An 18864-nucleotide genomic window follows, 5' to 3' on the forward strand; every position below is an offset into this window, starting at 1 on the left:
GCGAGGGACCCTGACCTCGTGGAGCGACGACTCGCGCCTGCCACTCCCGGAGGCACGCGCAGGCCGTGGACGCCCGCCCTGACCCGAACGGCGGCGGGCGTCCGCGAGTCCACTCGGCCAGGTGCCGGCCGGGAGGCTCGTCAGCGGCCGCCACCGTGCCTCCCGTCCGCCTCGTCGACGGACCGCAGCCCGAGCGCTCAGCCCGCCGCCGGGTCGGCCAGCAGTGACGTGAACGCGAGCTCGGCCGCACCGCGGAAGAGCACACTGCCGACGAGCTCCGCCGGGACGATCCGCAGGTCCTCGCCCATCGCGGTCATCGTCTGCGCGCGCACGGCGTCCTCGAGTCGGCTGCCGACGTGGCGGAGCAGCGTGCCGAGGAACCCGCCGAGCACGACGACGTCCGGGTTCACCGTGTGCACGACGTTGCGGATGGCGACGGCGAGCGCGGTGACCTGCCGGTCGACGACGGCGGCGAGTTGTGGTGCTGGACCGTCGGCGAGGACGTCACCGAGCCGGTCGGCCTGGTCGATCCCGAGTCCGGCGGCGTCGAGCAGCGCTGCCTGCGAGGCCTCGGTCTCCAGGCACCCGACGGCCCCGCAGTGGCAGCGGATCCCGTTCGCCGCGACGAAGGTGTGGCCGAGCTCCCCCGCGTACCCGGCGGCACCGGCGAGGGGGCGGCCGCCGGTGATGATCCCGCCACCGATGCCACTCGCGCCGCCGTTGACGTACACGACGTCGGTGGCCCCGCGCCCGGCGCCGTAGAGGAACTCCGCGGTGACACCGAGGTTCGCGTCGTTCGCGGCCAGTACCGGCAGCCCGGTGCGCTCGGCGAGCGGTGCGGCGAACGCCTCGTCACGCCAGGCGAGGTGCGGGGCGTACCGGACGACACCGTCACCGACCCGGACGATACCAGGGACCGACACCGCGACGCCGACGACCCGTCGGCCCACGGTCCGTTGCCGCTCGGCCGCAGCCGCGACCAGGTCGGTGGCGATGGCGAGCGCTTCGTCCGGTGTCGGGACCGAGGAGGTCCGGACCGTCCGCCGCTCGTGTTCGGTGCCATCGAGGCCGATGACGGCCAGGGTCACGGCGTCGATCTCGGGGACGATCCCGAGGGCGACGACCTCGGCCGACGCGGAGACGGTCGCACTCGGACGTCCGACGCCGGTGGCGGGCGGCGCGTCCCCCTCGACGACCAGGCCGAGGTCGACGAGTTCGCCGACGAGGGCGGCAACCGTGGAGCGGTTCAGTCCGGTCTCACGGGTGAGCGCCGAGCGGGGCATCGGCCCGCTCTCGTGGACGAGCCGCAGGACCCGTGCCAGGTTGCGGCGCCGGACGACGTCCGTGGTGCGCACCGGACGGAAGGCTGTGCTCGCCTCCGACATGTTCGCTCCGATCGTCCGTCCCCGCCAGCGTAGTGCGGCCGGCGGGGGCGGCCGCGTGCCGCGCTGTCCGCTCGGTTCGCTCGGTTCGCGCTGAGCGACAGTCCTCGTGGTGGCGGCCGCGAGGACTGTCGCCCAGCGCGAACGGACGATCGCGTGTCAGCCGGCGGCCGTGACCGTGCCGTCGTCGGCGAACGCGACCGCGTAGGTCACGGCCCGGCCGTCGGGGGACGTCACCACCACGTCACGGGTGCCGGCACCACCGGCGCCCGGGAACGCGCGGAGTTCGAGCGCCTCGTGGTAGTCGTGATCCGGCCGGTCGGTGCGGGTGGACAGCGGCAGGACCGCGCCCTCGCGGACCCAGAGCGGGAGGGTGTCGAAGCCGTGCCGCTCACGCCGCCAGACCCCGCCGGGAACGACCTCGCCCGTGAACCAGTTCGTCCACGAGCCCGCCGGCAGCCAGTACTCGACGTCGCCGGACTCGCTGAACACCGGCGCGACGAGCAGGTCCGGTCCGAGCAGGTACTGCCGGTCGCAGTACGCCGCGGTCGGGTCGTCCGGGAACGCCAGCGGCATCGGACGCATCACCGGGATGCCCCGCGCCGACGCCTCGAGCCCGGCCGCGTACAGGTACGGCATCAGCCGGAGCTTCAACTCGGTGAAGGCCCGCGTGACGTCGACCGCTTCCTCGTCGAACGCCCACGGCACCCGGTAGGAACTGCTGCCGTGGAACCGGCTGTGCGACGAGAGCAGCCCGAACTGCACCCAGCGCTTGAAGACGGCCGGGTCCGGGGTGCCCTCGAAGCCGCCGATGTCGTGCGACCAGAAACCGAAGCCGGACAGCGCCAGGGACAGGCCGCCGCGCAGGGTCTCCGCCATCGACGGGAACGACGAGGTGTTGTCCCCGCCCCAGTGCACCGGCATCTGCTGGCCGCCGGCGGTGGCGGAACGGGCGAAGACGACCGCGTCGCCCTGGCCCTTGGTCTCCTGCAGCACCTCGAACACGGCCTGGTTGTACAGCTGCGTGTACCAGTTGTGCATCCGCTCGGGGTCGCTGCCGTCGGCGTAGACCACGTCGAGGGGGATGCGCTCGCCGAAGTCGGTCTTGAAGCAGTCGACGCCCTGCTCGACGAGGGCCCGGAGTTTCGACTGGTACCAGGCGGTCGCGTCCGGGTTCGTGAAGTCGACGAGCCCCATGCCGGCCTGCCAGAGGTCCCACTGCCACACGGTGCCGTCGGGGTTCCGGACCAGGTACCCGGCGTCGGCGGCCTCGTCGAACAGCTTCGAGGCCTGCCCGATGTACGGGTTGATCCAGACGCAGACGCGCAGGTCCTTGTCGTGTAGTCGTCCGAGCATGCCGGTGGGGTCCGGGAACACCCGGGGGTCCCACTCGAAGTCGCACCAGGTGAACTCGCGCATCCAGAAGCAGTCGAAGTGGAACACCGAGACCGGCAGCTGGCGGGCGGTCATCTCGTCGACGAACGAGGTGACGGTCCCCTCGTCGTAGTCCGTGGTGAACGACGTGGACAACCACAGGCCGTAGGACCACGCCGGCACGTGCGCCGGACGTCCGGTGAGCTGGGTGTACCGCTCCAGGACGGCTGACGGGCTGCCACCGCCGATGACGTGGAACACCAGCGACTCCCCCGGCACCGAGAACTGCACGCGCTCGACGGTCTCGGAACCGACCTCGAAGGAGACGTGCCCGGGGTGGTCGACGAGGACGCCGTACCCGCGGTTGGTCAGGTAGAACGGCACGTTCTTGTACGACTGCTCGCTCGACGTGCCGCCGTCGGCGTTCCAGATGTCGACGGTCTGCCCGTTCTTGACGAGCGGACCGAAGCGCTCGCCGAGCCCGTAGACGAGCTCCCCGACGCCCAGGTCGAGCTGCGCGTGCACGAACCGGTCCGACGCCGGTGCGTCCGCGCCCTGGACCCGGGCGTTGCCGACCACCCCGCGGGAGACCTCGGCGCCGGGGTCGAGGGTGACGTACCCGAGCGACTTGTGCCCCGAGCCGGTGAGTACCCGGCCCGCACCGTCCGCATCGGTGGCGACGAACCGCAGGTCCCACGGCGCCCCGGGCGTGACGACGGCCGACAGGTCGCCGGAGGTGAGGGTCCCGACACCGTCGGTGACCGTGGCGGAGCCGTGCCCCGCCTCCTGGCCGACCAGGTCGAAGGAGAGCTCCGGACGCGGTGCCCGGAAGTGCTCGACGCGGACGGTGACGACGCCCGCCATCGGGCTCGACAGCGAGACGGTCAGGGTCGGACGGTTGAGGGTGTCGCCCCGCGACGCGATGACCTTCGTCGGCGCGGTGACGACCAGGCGGTCACCCTCCGGCGTCTGTCGTGCGTCGATGTCGTACGCCTCGGCGGCGTACACGGGGTGGACTCCGGGCCTGAGCTGCCAGAACCCGTCGGTGAACTTCATTACTTGACCGCTCCTGCCGTGATGCCGCGCGCGAGGGTGCGCTGGAAGATGAGGAAGAACACGAGCGTCGGGATGAGGCCGAGCAGGGCCGACGCGCTCGTGGTGGTGACGTCCATCAGCCGGTCGCCCTGCAGCAGGGAGATCGCGACGGGGACCGTCTGGTTGTCGTTGCTGACCAGGAAGGTCAGCGGGATGAGGAACTCGTTCCACGTCCAGATGAAGAAGAAGATGAGCAGGACCGACAGGGTCGGGCGGCTGATCGGGACGATGACCCGCCAGAGCACACGCCAGCGGCCGGCGCCGTCGAGCGCGGCGGCCTCGAGGATCTCCTTCGGGAAGGTCCCGTAGACGCTCGACAGCAGGTACGTGCCGAACGCGGACTGGATCACCGTGAAGACGATGATGACGCTCCACACGTTGTCGTACAGTCCGATGCCCTTGAACATCATGTAGAGCGGGTAGAGCAGCACCTCCTGCGGCAGCATGTTCGCGAGCATGAACAGCACCACGATCCAGGTGCGGTACCGGACCCGACCGATGCCGATCGCGAAGGCGTTGAGGATCGAGATGAGCACCGCGAGCAGCGCCACCATGCCGCTGATGAACACGCTGTTCCAGAGCTTCAGCGGGAAGTCGACCCGGTTCCAGAACGTCGTGATGCCGTCGAAGGACAGCTGCGTCGGCCAGGCGAGCGGACCGCCGGCCGCGTAGTCCGCGGGCGTCTTGAACGAGTTGAGCAGGATGAGCAGGAACGGCGCGGCGATGAGCACCGCGATGACGATCCCACCGGCGAGCACGACCCAGTCGGAGGGCCGCTTGACCCCGCCTTCGCCCGGTCGCTTGCGCGGCTTCGCCGTCGGCCGGGAGGCCCGTCCCGCGTCCGCCGTGACGGTCGCCCTGGTGCTGGGTGCGGACACGGTCATCGTGCCTCCTCCTTGCGTTCGGCCCGGTTCTGGGCGGCGATGAACCCGATGGCGACGATCACGATGACGACCGTCAGCGCGGTGGCGATGGTGGCGCCGTACCCGACCTGCTGCGCCTGGAAGAACTGGCTGTACGAGTAGTAGCTCGGCACGATCGTGGCGTTGCCGGGGCCGCCGCCGGTCAGGGCGTAGACGGGCCCGAACACCTTGAGTGCCGCGATCGTGCAGGTGAGCACGACGACGAAGATCTCGGGCCGGATGATGTGCACCGTGATGGAGCGGAACCGCTGGAACCAGTTCGCGCCGTCGAGTTCGGCGGCTTCGTAGAGCTCCGGGTCGACGCGCTGCAGGGCCGCCATGAAGACGACGACCGGGTAGCCGATCTGCACCCAGACGAGCACGACCGCGACCGACAGCAGCGCGGTGTCCGGGCTGCCGAGCCAGTTGTGCTGCAGACCGTCGAGGCCGACCGCGCCGAGCACCGCGTTGAGCGCACCGTTCTCCGGGCGCAGGATCCACCCGATGACGATCGCCGCGATGACGGCCGGCAGGATCTGCGGCAGGTAGTAGGTGGCGCGGAGGAAGCTGGCGAGCTTGCCGCCGAACTTCTTGCCGATCACGTCGAACAGTGCGGCGGCGAGGACGAGCCCCAGGCTGGTGGGGACGATCACCATCGCCAGGATCATCACGATGCTGTTCCGAAACGAGATCCAGAACTGCCCGTCGGCCATCAACCGGCGCCAGTTGTCGAGCCCGGTGAACTGCGGCGGCAGGATCCCGCGGTAGTTCGTGAACGACAGGTACACGTTCCACCCGAGCGGCACGAGGATGATCGCCGCCAGCAGCACGAAGCCGGGGAGCAGGTAGAACCAGTAGCTGCCGCGGCCGGAGGCGGGCATGATCGCGCCGTCGTCGCGGCGGCGGGGGCGGGGCACGCGGCCGCGGAGCGGCGCGATGGGAGGACTGGACGCCATCGTCGGGCTTCCCTTCCGGGGAGTGGGGTGGTGCGGGTGAGGGGCCCGGGAGGCACGTGACGAGTCGGACTCGTCACGCGCCTCCCGGGTGGCCGCGTCAGCGACCGGGGTGGTGCGGGTGACCGGAGGGTCGAGACCGTCAGGTCAACCCGTGACGGCCTTCACGCCGTCGGCGTACTGCTGGCCGAGCTCCTCGTTGACCTGCTTCGGCGAGCTGCTGCCGTTGAGGACGCTCTGCAGACCGGCGTTCAGCTGGTCGTAGAACGTCGACGTGGGCCAGTCGGGGTAGTACGCCAGACCGTCACGCTCGGTGAGCGTGTTGAAGTTGGCGATGAGTTCCTTGCTCTTCTCGTCGGTGATGTCGGACTCGGTCGCCGCGACCGGGACACCACCGTTGTTGCCGATGATCGCCTGCATCTCGGGACGGAGCGTGATGTCGATGAACTTCTCGGCGAGCGTCTTGTTCTTCGCCTTGGTCGGGACGACCCAGAGGTTGCCGGACGAACCGGGCGACATCTCGGCGCCCGGGTACAGGAAGGTGCCCCAGTCCTGCTGCATCTCGGTGCCGAAGCGGCCGTACCACCAGGAGCCGGAGAAGAACATCGGGTACTTGCCGCTGATGAAGGCGGTGCCCGCGTCCTCGGCCTTCATGCCGGTGGAGTCGCCGGAGATGTAGCCCTTGTCGGTCCAGTCCTTGATCGTCTTGGTGGCGTACGAGATCTCCTTGTCGGAGAAGTCGACCGGGTTCTTGTACAGCTGGTAGTCGTTCACCCAGCTGCGGTCCGCCTTGGACAGCGCGAGCTGGTACCAGAGCTGGCCCAGCGGGTACTCGGCGGCCGACTCGGCGAGCGGCGTGACGCCCTTCGACTCGAACGTCGCCATGGCCTTCTCGAGGTCGGCCTGGGTCTTCGGGACCTCGACGCCGTACTTCTCGAAGAGCTCCTTGTTGTAGTAGAACTCCACGTACTCGCCGTAGTCGGGCACGCCGTACCAGGAGCCGGAGCCCATCACGCCCTTGTCGTCGTAGCGCGCGGTGGTCTGCAGGGACTTCGCCAGCTTGTCGTCCCAGCCGTACTTCTCCACCGCGTCGTCGAGCGGGCTGAGCAGACCCTGGCTGGCGAGCAGGCCGGCGGTGGCGTTGCCCTTGTTGTACTCGATGAGGTCCGGCGCCTGGTCGGAGTTCAGCGACTGGCTGGCCGTCTTCCGGATCTGCTCGAAGCTCTTCTCCTGGAACTCGACCTTCGCGCCGGTCTCCTTCTCGAAGACCTTGATGGACTCCTTCCAGGCCTTGCCCATGGCGGAGTCCTCGGACTCGAAGTGCCAGAGCTTCAGGGTCTTGCCGTCCTCGTTGCTGCGGTCGTCGGCGCTCCCACCGGCGGAACAGCCGGTCAGGACGACGGCGGTCGCGGCGAGCCCGGCGAGTGCGCCGAGCAGGCGTGACTTCTTCATGTCGCTACTTCCTCGTAGTTGGTGATGGGTGTCGCAGTATCGAAGCGCTTCGACAGTGCACGGCCGAAGACGCCGGTGGAGCCGTGTCCGGTCAGTGCACCGGTCGGATGGACCCGCGGTCGATGAACCGCGGTCGGAGGAGTGTGACGCCCGGTTCACGGGCACCGTCGACCTGACGGACGGCGCCCTCCACGGCGCCGCGACACATCTCCTCGAGCGGGAGGGGGATGGTGGACAGGGGGACCTCGAGCGCGTCGGTGTCGTAGCTCGCGCAGGCGGCGACGACCGAGACGTCCTCGGGGACACGGATGCCCCGGGACACGAGGTGGGCCAGGACGGCCTCGACGACGGGCTCGTTGCAGTGGAACACGAGCGCCGTCATGTCGGGCAGGCCGGCGAGCAGCTCGTCGGCGGCCGCACGCTGGTCGACGCGGTCGAGGGACGGGTACAGGGCGAGGGTCGCGATGCCGGCGGACCGGCACTCGTCCTCGAACGCGTCGGCGAACCGGCGGATGAAGCCGGTGTGCCGCTCGACGTAGGTGGCGGGGTGCCCGATGACCCCGATGCTGCGGTGCCCCGCGGCGGCGAGCGCCCGGACGGATTCGCGTCCGGCCTCGGCGAAGTCCAGGTCGATGCAGGTCAGGCCCGTGGTGTCACCCGGGACGCCGACGAACGCGGCCGCGGCACCGGAACGGCGCACGACCTCGGCCCGCTCGTCGTCCGTGGAGACGCCGAGCACGACGACCCCGTCGACCAGCGAGCTGTCGACCACGCGACGGATGCCGGTGACCTCGTCGTCGCGGGCGAGCAGGAGGACGTCGTCGTCGTGCGCCCGAGCAGCCTCGACGACCGCTGTGACGAAGCGCATGTGCGTCGGCAGGTGCGCGTCCTCCCGGATCGGGGCGGACAGCGCGAGGATGTTCGTCCGGGCGCCGGCGAGCATCCGGGCGCCGGCGTTCGGGCGGTAGTCCAGGTCCGCGACCGCCCGGTCGATGCGCTCGCGGGTGGTGGCGGAGATGCTGCGCTTGCCGGAGAGGGCGTACGAGACGGTCGAGATCGACACGCCCGCGGCCTTCGCCACCTCGTGGATCGTCACCATGCGCGCACCTCCTCGTGCTCGTTCGTCGCTGCTGTCGGGCGGCTCGTGGAGGGCTTGTGAAGCGCTTCGACGAGCTTGCGACGGCGACGCTAACAGCGTCGAAGCGCTTCGCGCAACCCATTTGTCGGCGATGCCGACAAATGGAGCGCGCCATGTGCCCACCTCCCGTCGGCATCGGACGCGCCCGCCGCTGGAAGAGCGGGGCCGGACATCACGGATCGGCATCATCCGGACGACGACGAGGGTGTGGAGGCGGGTTCCCCTGCCAGGATCGACCGCATGGGGGCACGCAGCGCGCACGTCATCACCGCACTCGTCATCGGCACCGTCGGGGTGGTGACGCTCAGCGGGTGCACGGCCGACGAACCAGCACCGACGAAGACCGTGACCGTCAGCGCGACGCCCCGGGCGCTGCCCCCGGGCGACACCGACGTCAGCGCCGCAGCGGTGTGCGGGCAGGTGAGCGCCGTCGAGACCATCACGTTCAACGCCGCCGACGCACACCAGCGCGGTGAGCTCGGGGACGAGGCGTACCGGTCCCGACTCGACGCCGCGCGCTTCGTCTACGAACGGCTCCCGTCCGTCGGCGACGTCGGCACGTCGGTCGGCGCACTGCAGACGTGGCTGACAGACCACCCGGCCACCGATTCGGCGCTCGCGCTCGACCCGGACGACGTCGGGCTGCAGGACGCCGTCGCGTCGGTCGGGGCGGCCTGCGGCGCGGCCGGGTCGCCGGTCGCCATCTCGGCGGCGTCCGGCGGCTGACGGGAGCGCGGTCCCTCGCGCCGACCGACCGATCACCGCACCGGACCTGCCGCTGCGATGCCCGTCCGCCGGGCTACGCGAGCGGGACCGCCGCCGGCCGGGAGGCCCGGCTCACCACCTCGACGACGCCGTGCGTCCGCCCCGCGGTCACGATGGACTCCATGACGTCGAGCACGTGGAACGCGAGGTCACCGGAGGCCCGGTGCGGCTCCCCCGACGCGATCGCCCGCGCCATGTCGGCGAGACCGACGCCCCGTCCGGCGTCGGGGAACCCGGCGAGGACGGGCAGTTCCCGGAACGTCCGGTCCGCAGGCGCCGCGATCCGGGTCGGGTCGGAAAACCGGTTCGGATCGGCGACCGACAGCGACCCGGCGGTGCCGTGCACCTCGAACAGCGGCGCCTCGGTCGCCCACACCTCGAACGACACCGTGAGCGTGGAGACGACCCCGCCCTCGTGCTCCAGGATCGCGACGACGTGGGTGTCGACGTCGACGGCCAGGACCTGCCCGGCGTTCGGCCCGGTCGCGACCGTGCGTTCCCGGGTCGACCGGGTGGTGCTCCCGCTGACGCGCACGACGGACCCGAAGAACGTGACGAGGCTGGTCAGGTAGTACGGGCCCATGTCCAGCAGTGGACCGCCGCCGGGCTGGTAGTAGAAGCCGGGCGCCGGGTGCCAGAGCTCGTGGCCGGGCGCGCTCCACGACACCGCGGCCGCGACGGGCGTGCCGATCCGACCCTCGTCGAGTGCGGCGCGGGCGGTCTGCACACCGGTGCCGAGCACGGTGTCCGGCGCGCTGCCGACCCGCCGGCCCGCGGTCCGGGCGGCGGCGAGCACCGGAGATGCCTCGGCGGTGCTCAGCGCGAGCGGCTTCTCGCCGTAGACGTGCTTGCCCGCAGCGAGTGCCCGGAGTGCCACCTCGGCGTGCGCCGCCGGGACCGTCAGGTTCAACACGATGTCGACCTCGTCCGACTGCAGGAGCTCGTCGACCCCGAGGGCGTGCACGCCCTGCTCGTCGGCGACCGTCGCAGCCCGGGCGGTGTCGAGGTCGGCGACCGCGGTGAGCCGGAGGTCGGGCAGCGACGGGAACTGCTCGAGGTACTGCCGGCTGATGTTGCCGACGCCGACCATGCCGACGCGGAGGGGTGCGGCGCTCATCGGGCGGCCCACAGCAGGCCGCGCTCGATGATCGTGCGGACGGGTTGCGACTCGACGATCTCGATGCGGTGCCCGGGCGCCGAGACGAAGATCCGCCCCTTGCCCCACTGCCGGGTCCAGATCGCCGGCGAGGTCACCGGCCGGTTCCAGGCGTCCCAGCTCCGGGCCTCCTGGGTGGTGGTGGCGAGCACGTCGTCGTACTCGTCGCTGAGCACCCAGTACTGCTCGCTGACCAGGTCGAAGTCGTCGATGCCCTGCGTGATCGGGTGCTCGCGGCCGAGGTCCGTCACGTGCACCGTGTAGGGGATGTAGTTGTCGGACTGCTCGCCGACGCGCTCGGACGGGTGCTTGCCCGCGTGGTGGGCGAACTGGCCACCGATCATGTGCAGGTAGTCGGCGTTGTCCCGGTACGAGTCCGCGATGCCGCCGTGCCACCCGGCCATGCCGGTGCCGGCGAGGACGGCGCGCTGCAGGCCGGCGAACTCCTCCTTCGCGATGGTCGACATCGTGTTGACCTGCACCACGAGGTCGACCGTGTCCATCACGGCCTGGTCGGCGTAGACGGCGGTGCCCTCCTCGACACGGACGTCGAAGCTGTTGTCGCGGAGGAACGGGATGAACAGTTCGGTGGTCTCGACGGGCATGTGCCCGTCCCAACCGCCGCGGACGACGAGTGCCTGGCGTTGCATGGGTGCTGCTCCTGAGGGATCGGGGGAGGGAGTGGTCATCGCGCGGGGATGGTCGTCCAGGCGCTGCCGTCGGCGGCGCTCCGCTGCACGGCGTCCAGGACGTCCTGCACGTGCAACCCCACGGCGAAGGACGGCTCGGGCTGCTGTCCGGTGGTGATCGCGGTGACGAAGTCGGCGACCTCGTGGACGAACGTGTGCTCGTAGCCGATCGTGTGCCCGGTCGGCCACCAGTGCGCCATGTACGGGTGCTCCGGTTCGGTGACGAGCACCCGGCGGAACCCCTGCTCGCCCGCCGGAGCGGCCTGGTCGTACACGCGGAGTTCGTTCATGGCCTCCAGGTCGAAGGCGATCGCTCCGGTGGACCCGCTGATCTCGATGGTCAGACCGTTCCTCCGCCCGGTCGCGTACCGGGTGGCCTCGAACGAGGCGACGGACCCACCGGGCCGGGCCGCGCCTCCCGTCAGTCGCCCCAGGAACCAGGCCGCGTCGTCGACCGTGACCCGGCCGCGCTCCTCCGAGGCTGTACCGGACAGGCCGACACCGTCGGCGAGCAACGGGCGCTCGTGCACGAACGTCTCGAGCGTGCCGCTCACGGTGCCGAGCGTCGCGCCCGTGATGTGCTCGACGAGGTCCACGGCGTGCGCGCCGATGTCGCCGAGCGAGCCGGACCCGGCGAGGGACGCGTCCAGCCGCCACGTCATCGGACCGTCCGCGTCGGTGAGCCAGTCCTGCAGGTACAGCGCACGAGCGTGGCGGACCTCGCCGATCCGGCCGGCCTGCACGAGCTGCCGGGCGAACGCGAGGGCGGGGACGCGCCGGTAGCTGAAGCCCACCATCGAGCGCACCCCGCGCGTCGCGGCCGACGAAGCGGCGGCGACCATGGCCTCCGCCTCGGCGACGGTGTTGGCGAGCGGCTTCTCGCAGAGGACGTGCTTGCCGGCCTCCAGGGCAGCGATCGCGACCTCGACGTGCGACGACCCCGGCGAGCAGACGTCGACGACGTCGATGTCGGGGTCCTCGACGACGCGACGCCAGTCGGTCTCGGCGCGTTGCCAGCCGAAGCGGTCGCGGGCCGCCTCGGTGCGCTCGAGGTCGCGGCCGACCACGACGGTCATCTCGGGCTCCCGCTCGAGCGGGAAGAAGCGTGGCGCCACCCGCCAGGCCTGCGAGTGGGCGGCTCCCATGAAGCCGTGCCCGATCATCGCGACCCGCAACCGGTCCTCCGTCATCGCATGCTCCCTCGCATCGTGCGTCTGCGGTCGACGCTACGGACGGGCGGGCGGCCGGGACAAGCCGGACGGGAGGACCGGAAAACTTTCGTGCGCCGTCTCGCGCCGTCGACCGCGTTCCGCCCGATGCGGACGCGTCAGCGTGCGCCGTACGCCCGCATGAACGCGTGCACGCCGCTCGTCATGATGTCGCGGACCTCGGCACGCGCGGGTTCACCCGGGATCCAGTTGTTCCAGGCGAGCAGGGTGGTGAGCGCGTTGAAGTGGTCCGACGCCAGGCGCGGGTCGTCGGCGTCGAGCAGGCCGGTGCCCGCGAAGTGTGCGATCCGCTCGGCGAGAGCTTCTTCCGGGGCGGAGTTCAGTGGGTGCTGCTCCAGCTCCGGAAGCAGCGTGCGGTTCTCCGAGATGAGCTTGACGGTGGTGGCGTAGTCCGAGGAGCCGAGCATCGACGACCCGATCTCGACGGCGAACTCCGTGAGTGCGCCTTCCAGAGCGGCGGTGTCGGGGATGTCCGCCTCGTCGGAGAGGTGCGTGTCGAGGGCCGTCCGGAGCGACGCGACCAGGGACTCGCCGGCGTCGACCACGACCCCGAGGAGCAGCCCGCGCTTGTCGCCGTAGTAGTCGTACACGGTGCGCTTGGAGACTCCGGCCCGCGCGGCGACCGCGTCCATGCTCGTGCGGTCGACGCCGTCCCGCACGAAGAGTTCCCGTGCAGCGGCCATGATCGCTGATCGTTTCTCCGCCTGGCCCTGGCGGAGCGGTCTCGACGGTACGGCAGCTCCCACACAGCTGACCTTACCGGTCTTGCTGAGAACTACACTGCACGGTGTAGTGTGCGCAGCATGACGACAACCAACCCGCTCCCTCCCTCCACCGACACCGCGCCGGTGAGCGCCCGGCGACTCAACGCCATCAGCCTCGTGCTGGTGTTCGGAGCCCTCACCACGCTCCTCGACACGACCATCGTGAACATCGCGCTCGACCACCTCCACCGCGTGTTCCTTGCACCCGTGGCCGACACGCAGTGGATCGCGACCGGCTACCTGCTCGCGTACGTCTCGGTGATCCCGGTGTCCGGTTGGCTCTCGGAACGGATCGGTGCCCGCTCCACGTGGATGGTCGCGGTCGGCCTGTTCACGGTCGGCTCGCTCCTGTGCGGTCTCGCCTGGTCACTGCCGTCGCTCGTCGTGTTCCGGGTGCTCCAGGGCCTCGGCGCCGGACTGGTGCTCCCGGTGACGATCACGATCCTGACCCGCGCTGCCGGTCGCGAGCGGATCGGCCGGGCGATCGCGACGATCGGCCTGATCGGGCAGCTCGCGCCGATCCTCGGCCCGATCATCGGCGGCTCGATCGTCCAGTCGATCAGCTGGCACTGGCTGTTCTTCGTGAACGTCCCGATCTGCGTCGCCGCACTCGTGCTCGCACCGCGGTACCTGCCGGCGACGACCGGCCAGCGCGGCCACCGGTTCGACCTGCTCGGCTTCGTGTTGCTGACACCCGGCGTCGCTCTCGTCGCCTTCGGCGTGAGTCAACTCACCGGTACCGAGGGCTTCCGTGCGGTGCAGGCGTGGCTCCCCCTCACGGTCGGCGTGGCGCTCCTCGTGGCGTTCGTCCTCACCGCGCTCCGTCGTGGGACGCACGCCCTGGTCGACGTCCGTGTGTTCGCCCGGCGCAGCTTCGGCCTGTCGAGCGTCATCACGTTCGTCGGCGGGTTCTCGCTGTACGCGCTGATGTTCCTCCTGCCGCTCTGGTACCAGCAGGTCCGCGGCGTCAGCGTGCTTGAGACGGGGCTGCTGCTCATCCCGCAGGGACTCGGCACGATGGCCTTCATCGTGCTCAGCCGCAAGATGTCCGCCCGGATCGACCAGCGGGTCGTCGTGGCGGGCGGCGTCGTGCTGCTCATGCTCGGCATCGTCCCGTTCGCCACGGCCGGTGCCAGCGGGGAGTCGGTCCTGCTGCTGGCCGCGCAGTTCGTCCAGGGCTTCGGGATGGGCGCGGCGTCGCTCCCGGTGATGACCCTGGCGTTCGCGAGCCTCAGTCAGGCCGAGACCCCGAGAGGGAGCGCGGCGTTCAGCATCGTCCAGCGCGTCGGCGCCCCGTTCGGCGTGACCGTGGTCGCGGTGATCCTGGAGCACTTCCTCGCCGGGGCCGCCACCCCGACGGCGGTGGCCGGCGCGTTCACCGGCACGTTCTGGTGGGTCTTCGGGCTGAGCGCGATCCCGCTCGTGCTCGCCTGGTTCATGCCCCGGTCCCGCTCCTGACGGCGTCGCGGCGTGCCGTCCGCGGCGGCGGGCGGCACGCGGCGACACATCCGGGTCCGTCACGTCGTGCGCCCGCCGTCGACGCCGGCCGGATCGGTGCCCGACCGGCAGGTGCGGGGCTGACGGCCCGGCAGTGCAGGGCCTGCCGGCTCAGTCGCGGGTGGCGATGGCGGACGTCGTCGGGATGCGGTCGGGTCAGACCGTACCGGCCGCGACGTCGTCCGCGGTGAGCCCGACGGTGTCGTCGACCAGCCGGACCACCACCGTGATGGTGTCGGGGCGAGGGCCGGGCTCGGCGTCCACGACGGAGCGGATGCGTTCACCGACCTCGCGCACGGTCTCCGTCGCGGGTCGAGCACCGTCGACCGCGACCTCCGCGGCGATCCGGACGGCCCCACCGCCGCGGTGGACGTCCACCATGGTCCCCGGCTGACGGAGTTCGAGTTGCGCCGCCACCGCGTCCGCCGCGACCCGCACGATCGACTGCGCCGGGAACACGTGGCTCACGCCGTCGGTCCCGCGCGCGACGTCGGTCAAGCGGCGGGACAGCTCCTGGTCGTCGGCCACGGGTGCTCCTAGGGGACGTAGACGTCGTCGAAACGGACGTCGATCTGCTCGATGACGAGTTCGGTGTGACGGGTGAGCACGTCCACCACACGACGTCGGAGGCGGTCGGCGGTCTGCTCGGCGACCTGGCCGTAGGCGATGGCCGCGGTCAGGTCGACGGTGATCGGCGTGCCCGGGGTCGAGACGTCACCGGTCAGGGTGCACCGTCCCATCACGATCCCGCCGGTGCTGTCACCGGCGCGGCGGATGAGGTTGCGGACGGCGGCCTCGGTCAGCACGAGTCGCAGCCGCGGGTCCGGATGACTGACGGGGACGTCACGTCCGGACGTGATCTCCGCCCGGATCGTGGTGAGCAGGCCGTCGATCCAGGCGTTCTCGCGGTCGGGGTCGGCGTCGGCACGACGCTGCATGGCGTCGACCGAGAGCTCGCGGAGGCGCTGCATGTTCGACAGGGCGAGGCGGCAGGCGGCGGACGACTCGATGTCCGGGTCCCGGGGGGTCCGCCCGCGGTCCAGGTACTCCGCGAGCTCGTCGAAGGTGTGGCCGTCGAGGTCGGCGTCGGGCAGGACGTCGGCAGGCAGGGTCTGGTCGTCGTCGCTCATCGCCACGCCTCCATCTCCCGGAGCAGGAACTGCCGTGCCCGAGCGAGGAGCCCTCGGACCGTCGAGACCGGCAGCTCGAGCGCCTCGCTGATCTCCTGGTAGCTGTACCCGGCCGTCTCCCGCAACAGCCAGCAGCGACGCTGGTCGGCAGGGAGCCGGTCCAACGCAGCCCACATCGCGTCGAGCTGCAGCCGCGCCTCGACGATACGCTCCGGGCTCTGAGACGGGTCCGCGGGAGGTTCGATCTCGTCGACGTCGTCGTGGTGCCGGCGTCGGCGGAGCCGGTCGATCGCCTTCCGGGTGACGATCTGCATCATCCACGGCCGGAAGCGGGCGGGGGTCTCGAGGTCCGACAGACGGCGCCACCCGGTGAGGAACGACTCCTGCACGACGTCGTCGGACTCGACGTTCGATCCGAGCATCTGTTCGGCGTAGACGCGCATCAGCGGACCGTGACGACGGGCGAGGACGGCGAAGGCCGGTACGTCGCCGTCGACGGCGCGGACGACGAGCGTCGAGTCCTCGGCGCGGCCGAGCGGGTCATCGTCGCGCATCCTCACCTTCCGACGGTCCAGGGGTTCGTCCGTCCGGTCGACGGCCGCATCCGAGCATGCACCGTCGTCCCCGGACTCGCCCGCACGGATCGGATTCGTGACGGAATGCCCGGTCGGTCCGTCCAAGGAAGGGGCGTCCCGACAGGAAGCAGACGATGCACGACCGACCGACCACCGATCCCCGCGCCGTGACACCTGTCGGACGTGCGGGACCGGACCGTGACGAGCACTGCCCGGGTCGTTTCGACAGCTGGCACTGCGGGCTCCCGCAGGGGCACGGCGGACTGCACGTCGCCGAAGAGCCCCAGGGGCGGACCACCTGGAACGACGCCCTGGACGGCCGCGACCTCAGCTTCCTCTGACGCCCGCTTCTCGGCCCGGCCTCAGACCGTGTCGTCCGGACATCCGCACGAGCGTCGGAGGACGAGTTCGCCGGGGAACAGTTCGTGCGCGTGGTCGCGGTCGGCCGCCAGCAGTCGCGTGACCGCGCTCCGCGCCATCTCGTCGACCGGCTGCCGGAAGGTCGTCAGACCCGGCCAGGCGTACTCGGCTTCCGAGGAGCCGTCGAAGGACGCGATCGCGACGTCCTGCGGCACCCGGACACCGCGCTCGTGGAAGGCCCGCAGCACCCCGACCGCGGTCCGGTCGGACGCGACGAAGAGGGCACGTGGTCGGTGGCCCCCGTCGTGCGCACCGGTGCTGACGCGGGCCCGATCGTTGGCGACCCGGTGTCCGGCGGCCCGACCGCCCGGACGGGTGACCTCGGCCGCCACGAACGGCCCGGCCGGCACTCCGGCCGCCGCACAGGCCTGCAGCCACCCGATGTACCGGGGTTCGGTCGGGTCGTCCTGTCCCACGAACCCGACCGATCCGTAGCCGTGCTCGAGCAGGTGCGTCGTCGCCGCGACCGCTCCCGCGCGGAGGTCGGTGCCGAGACTCGCGACCCCGCGCTCGCGGCTGGTCACGTTGAGGGCGATCCACGGCAGCCCCACGCCGTCGAGCGCCGCGCTGTCGAGCGGGGTGTCCCCCGCGAGCACCAGCACCCCGTCGATCTGGCGCGCGGCGAACTCGCGGAACCGGGCGAGCACCTCGTCCGGTCGGAACGTCGTGGCCGTCGTGTACAGGGCGTACCCGTGGTCGCGGGCCGCGGCCTCCAGGGTGCTCGCGTACTCGCCGAAGAACGGGTTCGTGAAGACGGGGTCGCTGCTGCTGGGCACGAGGAAGGCGAGGGTGTCCGCGGAGCCGGAGCGGAGGGCGCGTGCGGCCTGGTTCGGTCGGTACCCGAGCTGTTCGACGGCGGCCCGCACCCGTTCCGCCGTCGCGGCGGCCACCGGTGCCGTGCCGTTCAACGTGTAGCTGACGACGGCGTCGCTCACCCCGGCGAGCCGGGCGACGTCACGTCGTGTCGCCTTCCGCGGGGCCGGCGTCCCGTTCGTCATGCCCTGCGGCTCCGCACCGAGGCCGGCCCAGGGCGGCGCACACGCGGCCACGCCGCCCGACCGGTCATGCTCCGGACATCCCGCTCCGGACCGGCAGCGGCGACCCGACGGGCACCGGGGCGTCGCCGAAGTCCGGGATCGGCAGCCGCTCGCCGTCCTGCAGCGCGGACTGGAACGCGACGAGGCCGGGGAGCGTGTACCGGGCCGCGACCCAGGCGTTGACGGTGGGCAGCGTGCCGCCGTCGACGGCGCGGACGAAGTCGTCGACCAGGAAGCGGTGGCTGCCCTCGTGTCCGTCCGGGGCGACGTCGAACTCGGACGGGAGGCGCTCGGCCTCCGCCGCGTGCACCTTCGCGTGCCCGGAGCTGAAGGCTTCACGGAGGGACGGCGCGATGTCCGCCAGCAGCGGGTCGTCCAGGCCGATCGCGGGCTCCGAGGCGAGCAGGTCCGAGACGTCCTGCACGCCGTCCTTGTCCTGCCAGACCGAGGTCGCCGCGAGCTGCTCGAAGCTGCCCTCGGTGCCGAACCAGCGGAACCGGCTCTCGCGGATCGGGGACGGGTAGCCGACTCGACGGAACTCGTTGATGCGCATCGAGCCCCCGCCGTCGAGCTCGAACAGGGCGGTCATGTTCGAGAAGTCGTTGTCGAACATGCTGACCTGCTTGTCGAACACCCCGTCGTCGCGGTCGTCACGCACGCCGATGCAGCTGACGCTCGTCGCGTGCCGCGGCATGGCGCCGAGGACCCCGCCGATCGCGTGCGTCGGGTACCACATCGGCGGGTAGCTGGCGGTGGCCTTCCAGTCGTCGCCGCCGCTGTACCTGTACGCGTCGTAGAACCCGAGGTCCATGTCGTGCAGGTAGTCGCCCTCGGCGTAGAACACCCGGCCGAACGCACCCTGTTCGGCCTTCTGCCGCGCGAAGACCGTCGCCGGGTTGTACTGGCTGGTCTCGCCCATCATGTAGGTCAGCCCGGTCGCGGTGACCAGGTCGATGACCTCGGCGATCTCCTCCTGCGTCACGGCCATCGGCACCGCGGAGTACACGTGCTTGCCGGCCTGCAGTGCGCGGGCGACGATCGGCCCGTGCGTCCAGCGCTGCGTGAACACGGCGACGGCGTCGACGGCGGGATCGGCGAGCATCGAGTCCAGGTCGTCGTACGTGCCGGCGAGGCCGAGGTCGTCGACCAGCCGCTGCGCGCGGCCCTCGATGACGTCGGTGGCGTACACGGCCGAGATGCCGGGGTGCAGCTGGAACAGGGCGGCGAAGTGGGACGAGAACTGGCCGGCACCGACCATGCCGAGGGTGAACGTCATGTGCTGTCCTCCTGTGCGTCGTTGCACACC

General features: G+C 71.1%; 18 protein-coding genes. 3 read left to right on the forward strand and 15 right to left on the reverse strand.

Annotation, left to right across the window (positions count from 1 at the left end; all coding sequences use genetic code 11):
* Window positions 1-197 precede the first annotated feature (197 nt).
* The 6 genes from DEJ24_RS00190 to DEJ24_RS00215 all read right to left on the reverse strand — a co-directional run bounded on the left by DEJ24_RS00190 (window position 198) and on the right by DEJ24_RS00215 (window position 8257).
* On the reverse strand, window positions 198-1355 hold the full coding sequence (locus tag DEJ24_RS00190; RefSeq protein WP_258374563.1) for an ROK family transcriptional regulator: 1158 nt from the start codon (window positions 1353-1355) through the stop codon (window positions 198-200).
* A gap of 186 nt (window positions 1356-1541) precedes the next feature.
* Entirely contained in the window at window positions 1542-3812 is a 2271-nt protein-coding gene (yicI, locus tag DEJ24_RS00195; RefSeq protein ID WP_111076771.1) for an alpha-xylosidase, read from the reverse strand.
* On the reverse strand, window positions 3812-4735 hold the full coding sequence (locus DEJ24_RS00200; RefSeq protein WP_110904818.1) for a carbohydrate ABC transporter permease: 924 nt from the start codon (window positions 4733-4735) through the stop codon (window positions 3812-3814). Before DEJ24_RS00200 ends, yicI begins: the two co-directional genes overlap by 1 nt.
* Window positions 4732-5634, reverse strand: a complete 903-nt coding sequence (locus tag DEJ24_RS00205; protein ID WP_110891462.1) for a carbohydrate ABC transporter permease — start codon at window positions 5632-5634, stop codon at window positions 4732-4734. The genes DEJ24_RS00200 and DEJ24_RS00205 overlap by 4 nt, the downstream gene beginning before the upstream one ends.
* 219 nt (window positions 5635-5853) lie before the next feature.
* Window positions 5854-7158: an ABC transporter substrate-binding protein gene (locus DEJ24_RS00210; RefSeq protein ID WP_111076773.1), complete on the reverse strand. Its 1305-nt coding sequence runs from the start codon at window positions 7156-7158 to the stop codon at window positions 5854-5856.
* Between the two features lie 91 nt (window positions 7159-7249).
* Window positions 7250-8257 (reverse strand): LacI family DNA-binding transcriptional regulator, encoded by a 1008-nt coding sequence (locus DEJ24_RS00215; RefSeq protein WP_111076774.1) that lies wholly within the window; start codon window positions 8255-8257, stop codon window positions 7250-7252.
* Between the two features lie 279 nt (window positions 8258-8536).
* Between DEJ24_RS00215 and DEJ24_RS00220 the strand changes: the two genes are divergently transcribed.
* Window positions 8537-9022 carry a hypothetical protein gene (locus tag DEJ24_RS00220; protein WP_111076775.1) on the forward strand — a complete coding sequence of 162 codons (486 nt, stop codon included), beginning with the start codon at window positions 8537-8539 and terminating at the stop codon, window positions 9020-9022.
* Window positions 9023-9095: 73 nt separating this feature from the next.
* Here the strand turns inward: DEJ24_RS00220 and DEJ24_RS00225 are convergent, their stop codons facing one another.
* The 4 genes from DEJ24_RS00225 to DEJ24_RS00240 all read right to left on the reverse strand — a co-directional run bounded on the left by DEJ24_RS00225 (window position 9096) and on the right by DEJ24_RS00240 (window position 12818).
* Window positions 9096-10178 carry a Gfo/Idh/MocA family protein gene (locus DEJ24_RS00225; protein ID WP_111077074.1) on the reverse strand — a complete coding sequence of 361 codons (1083 nt, stop codon included), beginning with the start codon at window positions 10176-10178 and terminating at the stop codon, window positions 9096-9098.
* Window positions 10175-10867 (reverse strand): ThuA domain-containing protein, encoded by a 693-nt coding sequence (locus DEJ24_RS00230; protein ID WP_111076776.1) that lies wholly within the window; start codon window positions 10865-10867, stop codon window positions 10175-10177. Before DEJ24_RS00230 ends, DEJ24_RS00225 begins: the two co-directional genes overlap by 4 nt.
* A 35-nt stretch (window positions 10868-10902) precedes the next feature.
* On the reverse strand, window positions 10903-12096 hold the full coding sequence (locus DEJ24_RS00235; RefSeq protein ID WP_111076777.1) for a Gfo/Idh/MocA family protein: 1194 nt from the start codon (window positions 12094-12096) through the stop codon (window positions 10903-10905).
* A gap of 137 nt (window positions 12097-12233) precedes the next feature.
* A complete protein-coding gene (locus DEJ24_RS00240; RefSeq protein ID WP_111076778.1) occupies window positions 12234-12818 on the reverse strand; it encodes a TetR/AcrR family transcriptional regulator in 585 nt (194 codons plus the stop codon).
* Between the two features lie 120 nt (window positions 12819-12938).
* Here DEJ24_RS00240 and DEJ24_RS00245 point away from each other — a divergent pair, with 120 nt between their 5' ends.
* Window positions 12939-14357 carry an MDR family MFS transporter gene (locus DEJ24_RS00245; protein WP_111076779.1) on the forward strand — a complete coding sequence of 473 codons (1419 nt, stop codon included), beginning with the start codon at window positions 12939-12941 and terminating at the stop codon, window positions 14355-14357.
* A 195-nt stretch (window positions 14358-14552) separates the two neighbouring features.
* Here the strand turns inward: DEJ24_RS00245 and DEJ24_RS00250 are convergent, their stop codons facing one another.
* From DEJ24_RS00250 to DEJ24_RS00260, 3 genes are read right to left on the reverse strand one after another with little or no spacing between them, the layout of a single operon-like run.
* Window positions 14553-14924 (reverse strand): hypothetical protein, encoded by a 372-nt coding sequence (locus DEJ24_RS00250; protein WP_111076780.1) that lies wholly within the window; start codon window positions 14922-14924, stop codon window positions 14553-14555.
* Between the two features lie 8 nt (window positions 14925-14932).
* Window positions 14933-15526, reverse strand: a complete 594-nt coding sequence (locus tag DEJ24_RS00255; RefSeq protein WP_146242584.1) for a hypothetical protein — start codon at window positions 15524-15526, stop codon at window positions 14933-14935.
* Window positions 15523-16080: an RNA polymerase sigma factor gene (locus DEJ24_RS00260; RefSeq protein WP_111077075.1), complete on the reverse strand. Its 558-nt coding sequence runs from the start codon at window positions 16078-16080 to the stop codon at window positions 15523-15525. Before DEJ24_RS00260 ends, DEJ24_RS00255 begins: the two co-directional genes overlap by 4 nt.
* Before the next feature lie 155 nt (window positions 16081-16235).
* Here DEJ24_RS00260 and DEJ24_RS00265 point away from each other — a divergent pair, with 155 nt between their 5' ends.
* Window positions 16236-16442, forward strand: a complete 207-nt coding sequence (locus DEJ24_RS00265) for a hypothetical protein (protein ID WP_111076782.1) — start codon at window positions 16236-16238, stop codon at window positions 16440-16442.
* 21 nt (window positions 16443-16463) lie between these two features.
* On the opposite strand, the gene DEJ24_RS00270 is transcribed toward DEJ24_RS00265, so the two are convergent.
* Window positions 16464-17519 (reverse strand): LacI family DNA-binding transcriptional regulator, encoded by a 1056-nt coding sequence (locus DEJ24_RS00270; protein ID WP_146245912.1) that lies wholly within the window; start codon window positions 17517-17519, stop codon window positions 16464-16466.
* Between the two features lie 64 nt (window positions 17520-17583).
* The gene (locus tag DEJ24_RS00275; RefSeq protein WP_111076784.1) at window positions 17584-18834 is read right to left on the reverse strand and encodes a Gfo/Idh/MocA family protein; all 1251 of its coding nucleotides are present in this window, start codon (window positions 18832-18834) and stop codon (window positions 17584-17586) included.
* Between the last annotated feature and the right edge of the window lie 30 nt (window positions 18835-18864).

This window comes from Curtobacterium sp. MCPF17_001 (genome assembly GCF_003234615.1).
Taxonomy (GTDB): Bacteria; Actinomycetota; Actinomycetes; order Actinomycetales; family Microbacteriaceae; genus Curtobacterium.

What these genes read in the sequence shown, in the direction of transcription:
- yicI (WP_111076771.1), bottom strand. Translation starts at nt 3,812, where the DNA reads ATGAAGTTCACCGACGGGTTCTGGCAGCTCAGGCCCGGAGTCCACCCC.
- DEJ24_RS00200 (WP_110904818.1), bottom strand. Translation starts at nt 4,735, where the DNA reads ATGACCGTGTCCGCACCCAGCACCAGGGCGACCGTCACGGCGGACGCG.
- DEJ24_RS00205 (WP_110891462.1), bottom strand. Translation starts at nt 5,634, where the DNA reads ATGCCCGCCTCCGGCCGCGGCAGCTACTGGTTCTACCTGCTCCCCGGC.
- DEJ24_RS00210 (WP_111076773.1), bottom strand. Translation starts at nt 7,158, where the DNA reads ATGAAGAAGTCACGCCTGCTCGGCGCACTCGCCGGGCTCGCCGCGACC.
- DEJ24_RS00215 (WP_111076774.1), bottom strand. Translation starts at nt 8,257, where the DNA reads ATGGTGACGATCCACGAGGTGGCGAAGGCCGCGGGCGTGTCGATCTCG.
- DEJ24_RS00220 (WP_111076775.1), top strand. Translation starts at nt 8,537, where the DNA reads ATGGGGGCACGCAGCGCGCACGTCATCACCGCACTCGTCATCGGCACC.
- DEJ24_RS00225 (WP_111077074.1), bottom strand. Translation starts at nt 10,178, where the DNA reads ATGAGCGCCGCACCCCTCCGCGTCGGCATGGTCGGCGTCGGCAACATC.
- DEJ24_RS00230 (WP_111076776.1), bottom strand. Translation starts at nt 10,867, where the DNA reads ATGCAACGCCAGGCACTCGTCGTCCGCGGCGGTTGGGACGGGCACATG.
- DEJ24_RS00235 (WP_111076777.1), bottom strand. Translation starts at nt 12,096, where the DNA reads ATGACGGAGGACCGGTTGCGGGTCGCGATGATCGGGCACGGCTTCATG.
- DEJ24_RS00240 (WP_111076778.1), bottom strand. Translation starts at nt 12,818, where the DNA reads ATGGCCGCTGCACGGGAACTCTTCGTGCGGGACGGCGTCGACCGCACG.
- DEJ24_RS00245 (WP_111076779.1), top strand. Translation starts at nt 12,939, where the DNA reads ATGACGACAACCAACCCGCTCCCTCCCTCCACCGACACCGCGCCGGTG.
- DEJ24_RS00255 (WP_146242584.1), bottom strand. Translation starts at nt 15,526, where the DNA reads ATGAGCGACGACGACCAGACCCTGCCTGCCGACGTCCTGCCCGACGCC.
- DEJ24_RS00260 (WP_111077075.1), bottom strand. Translation starts at nt 16,080, where the DNA reads ATGCGCGACGATGACCCGCTCGGCCGCGCCGAGGACTCGACGCTCGTC.
- DEJ24_RS00265 (WP_111076782.1), top strand. Translation starts at nt 16,236, where the DNA reads ATGCACGACCGACCGACCACCGATCCCCGCGCCGTGACACCTGTCGGA.
- DEJ24_RS00270 (WP_146245912.1), bottom strand. Translation starts at nt 17,519, where the DNA reads ATGACGAACGGGACGCCGGCCCCGCGGAAGGCGACACGACGTGACGTC.
- DEJ24_RS00275 (WP_111076784.1), bottom strand. Translation starts at nt 18,834, where the DNA reads ATGACGTTCACCCTCGGCATGGTCGGTGCCGGCCAGTTCTCGTCCCAC.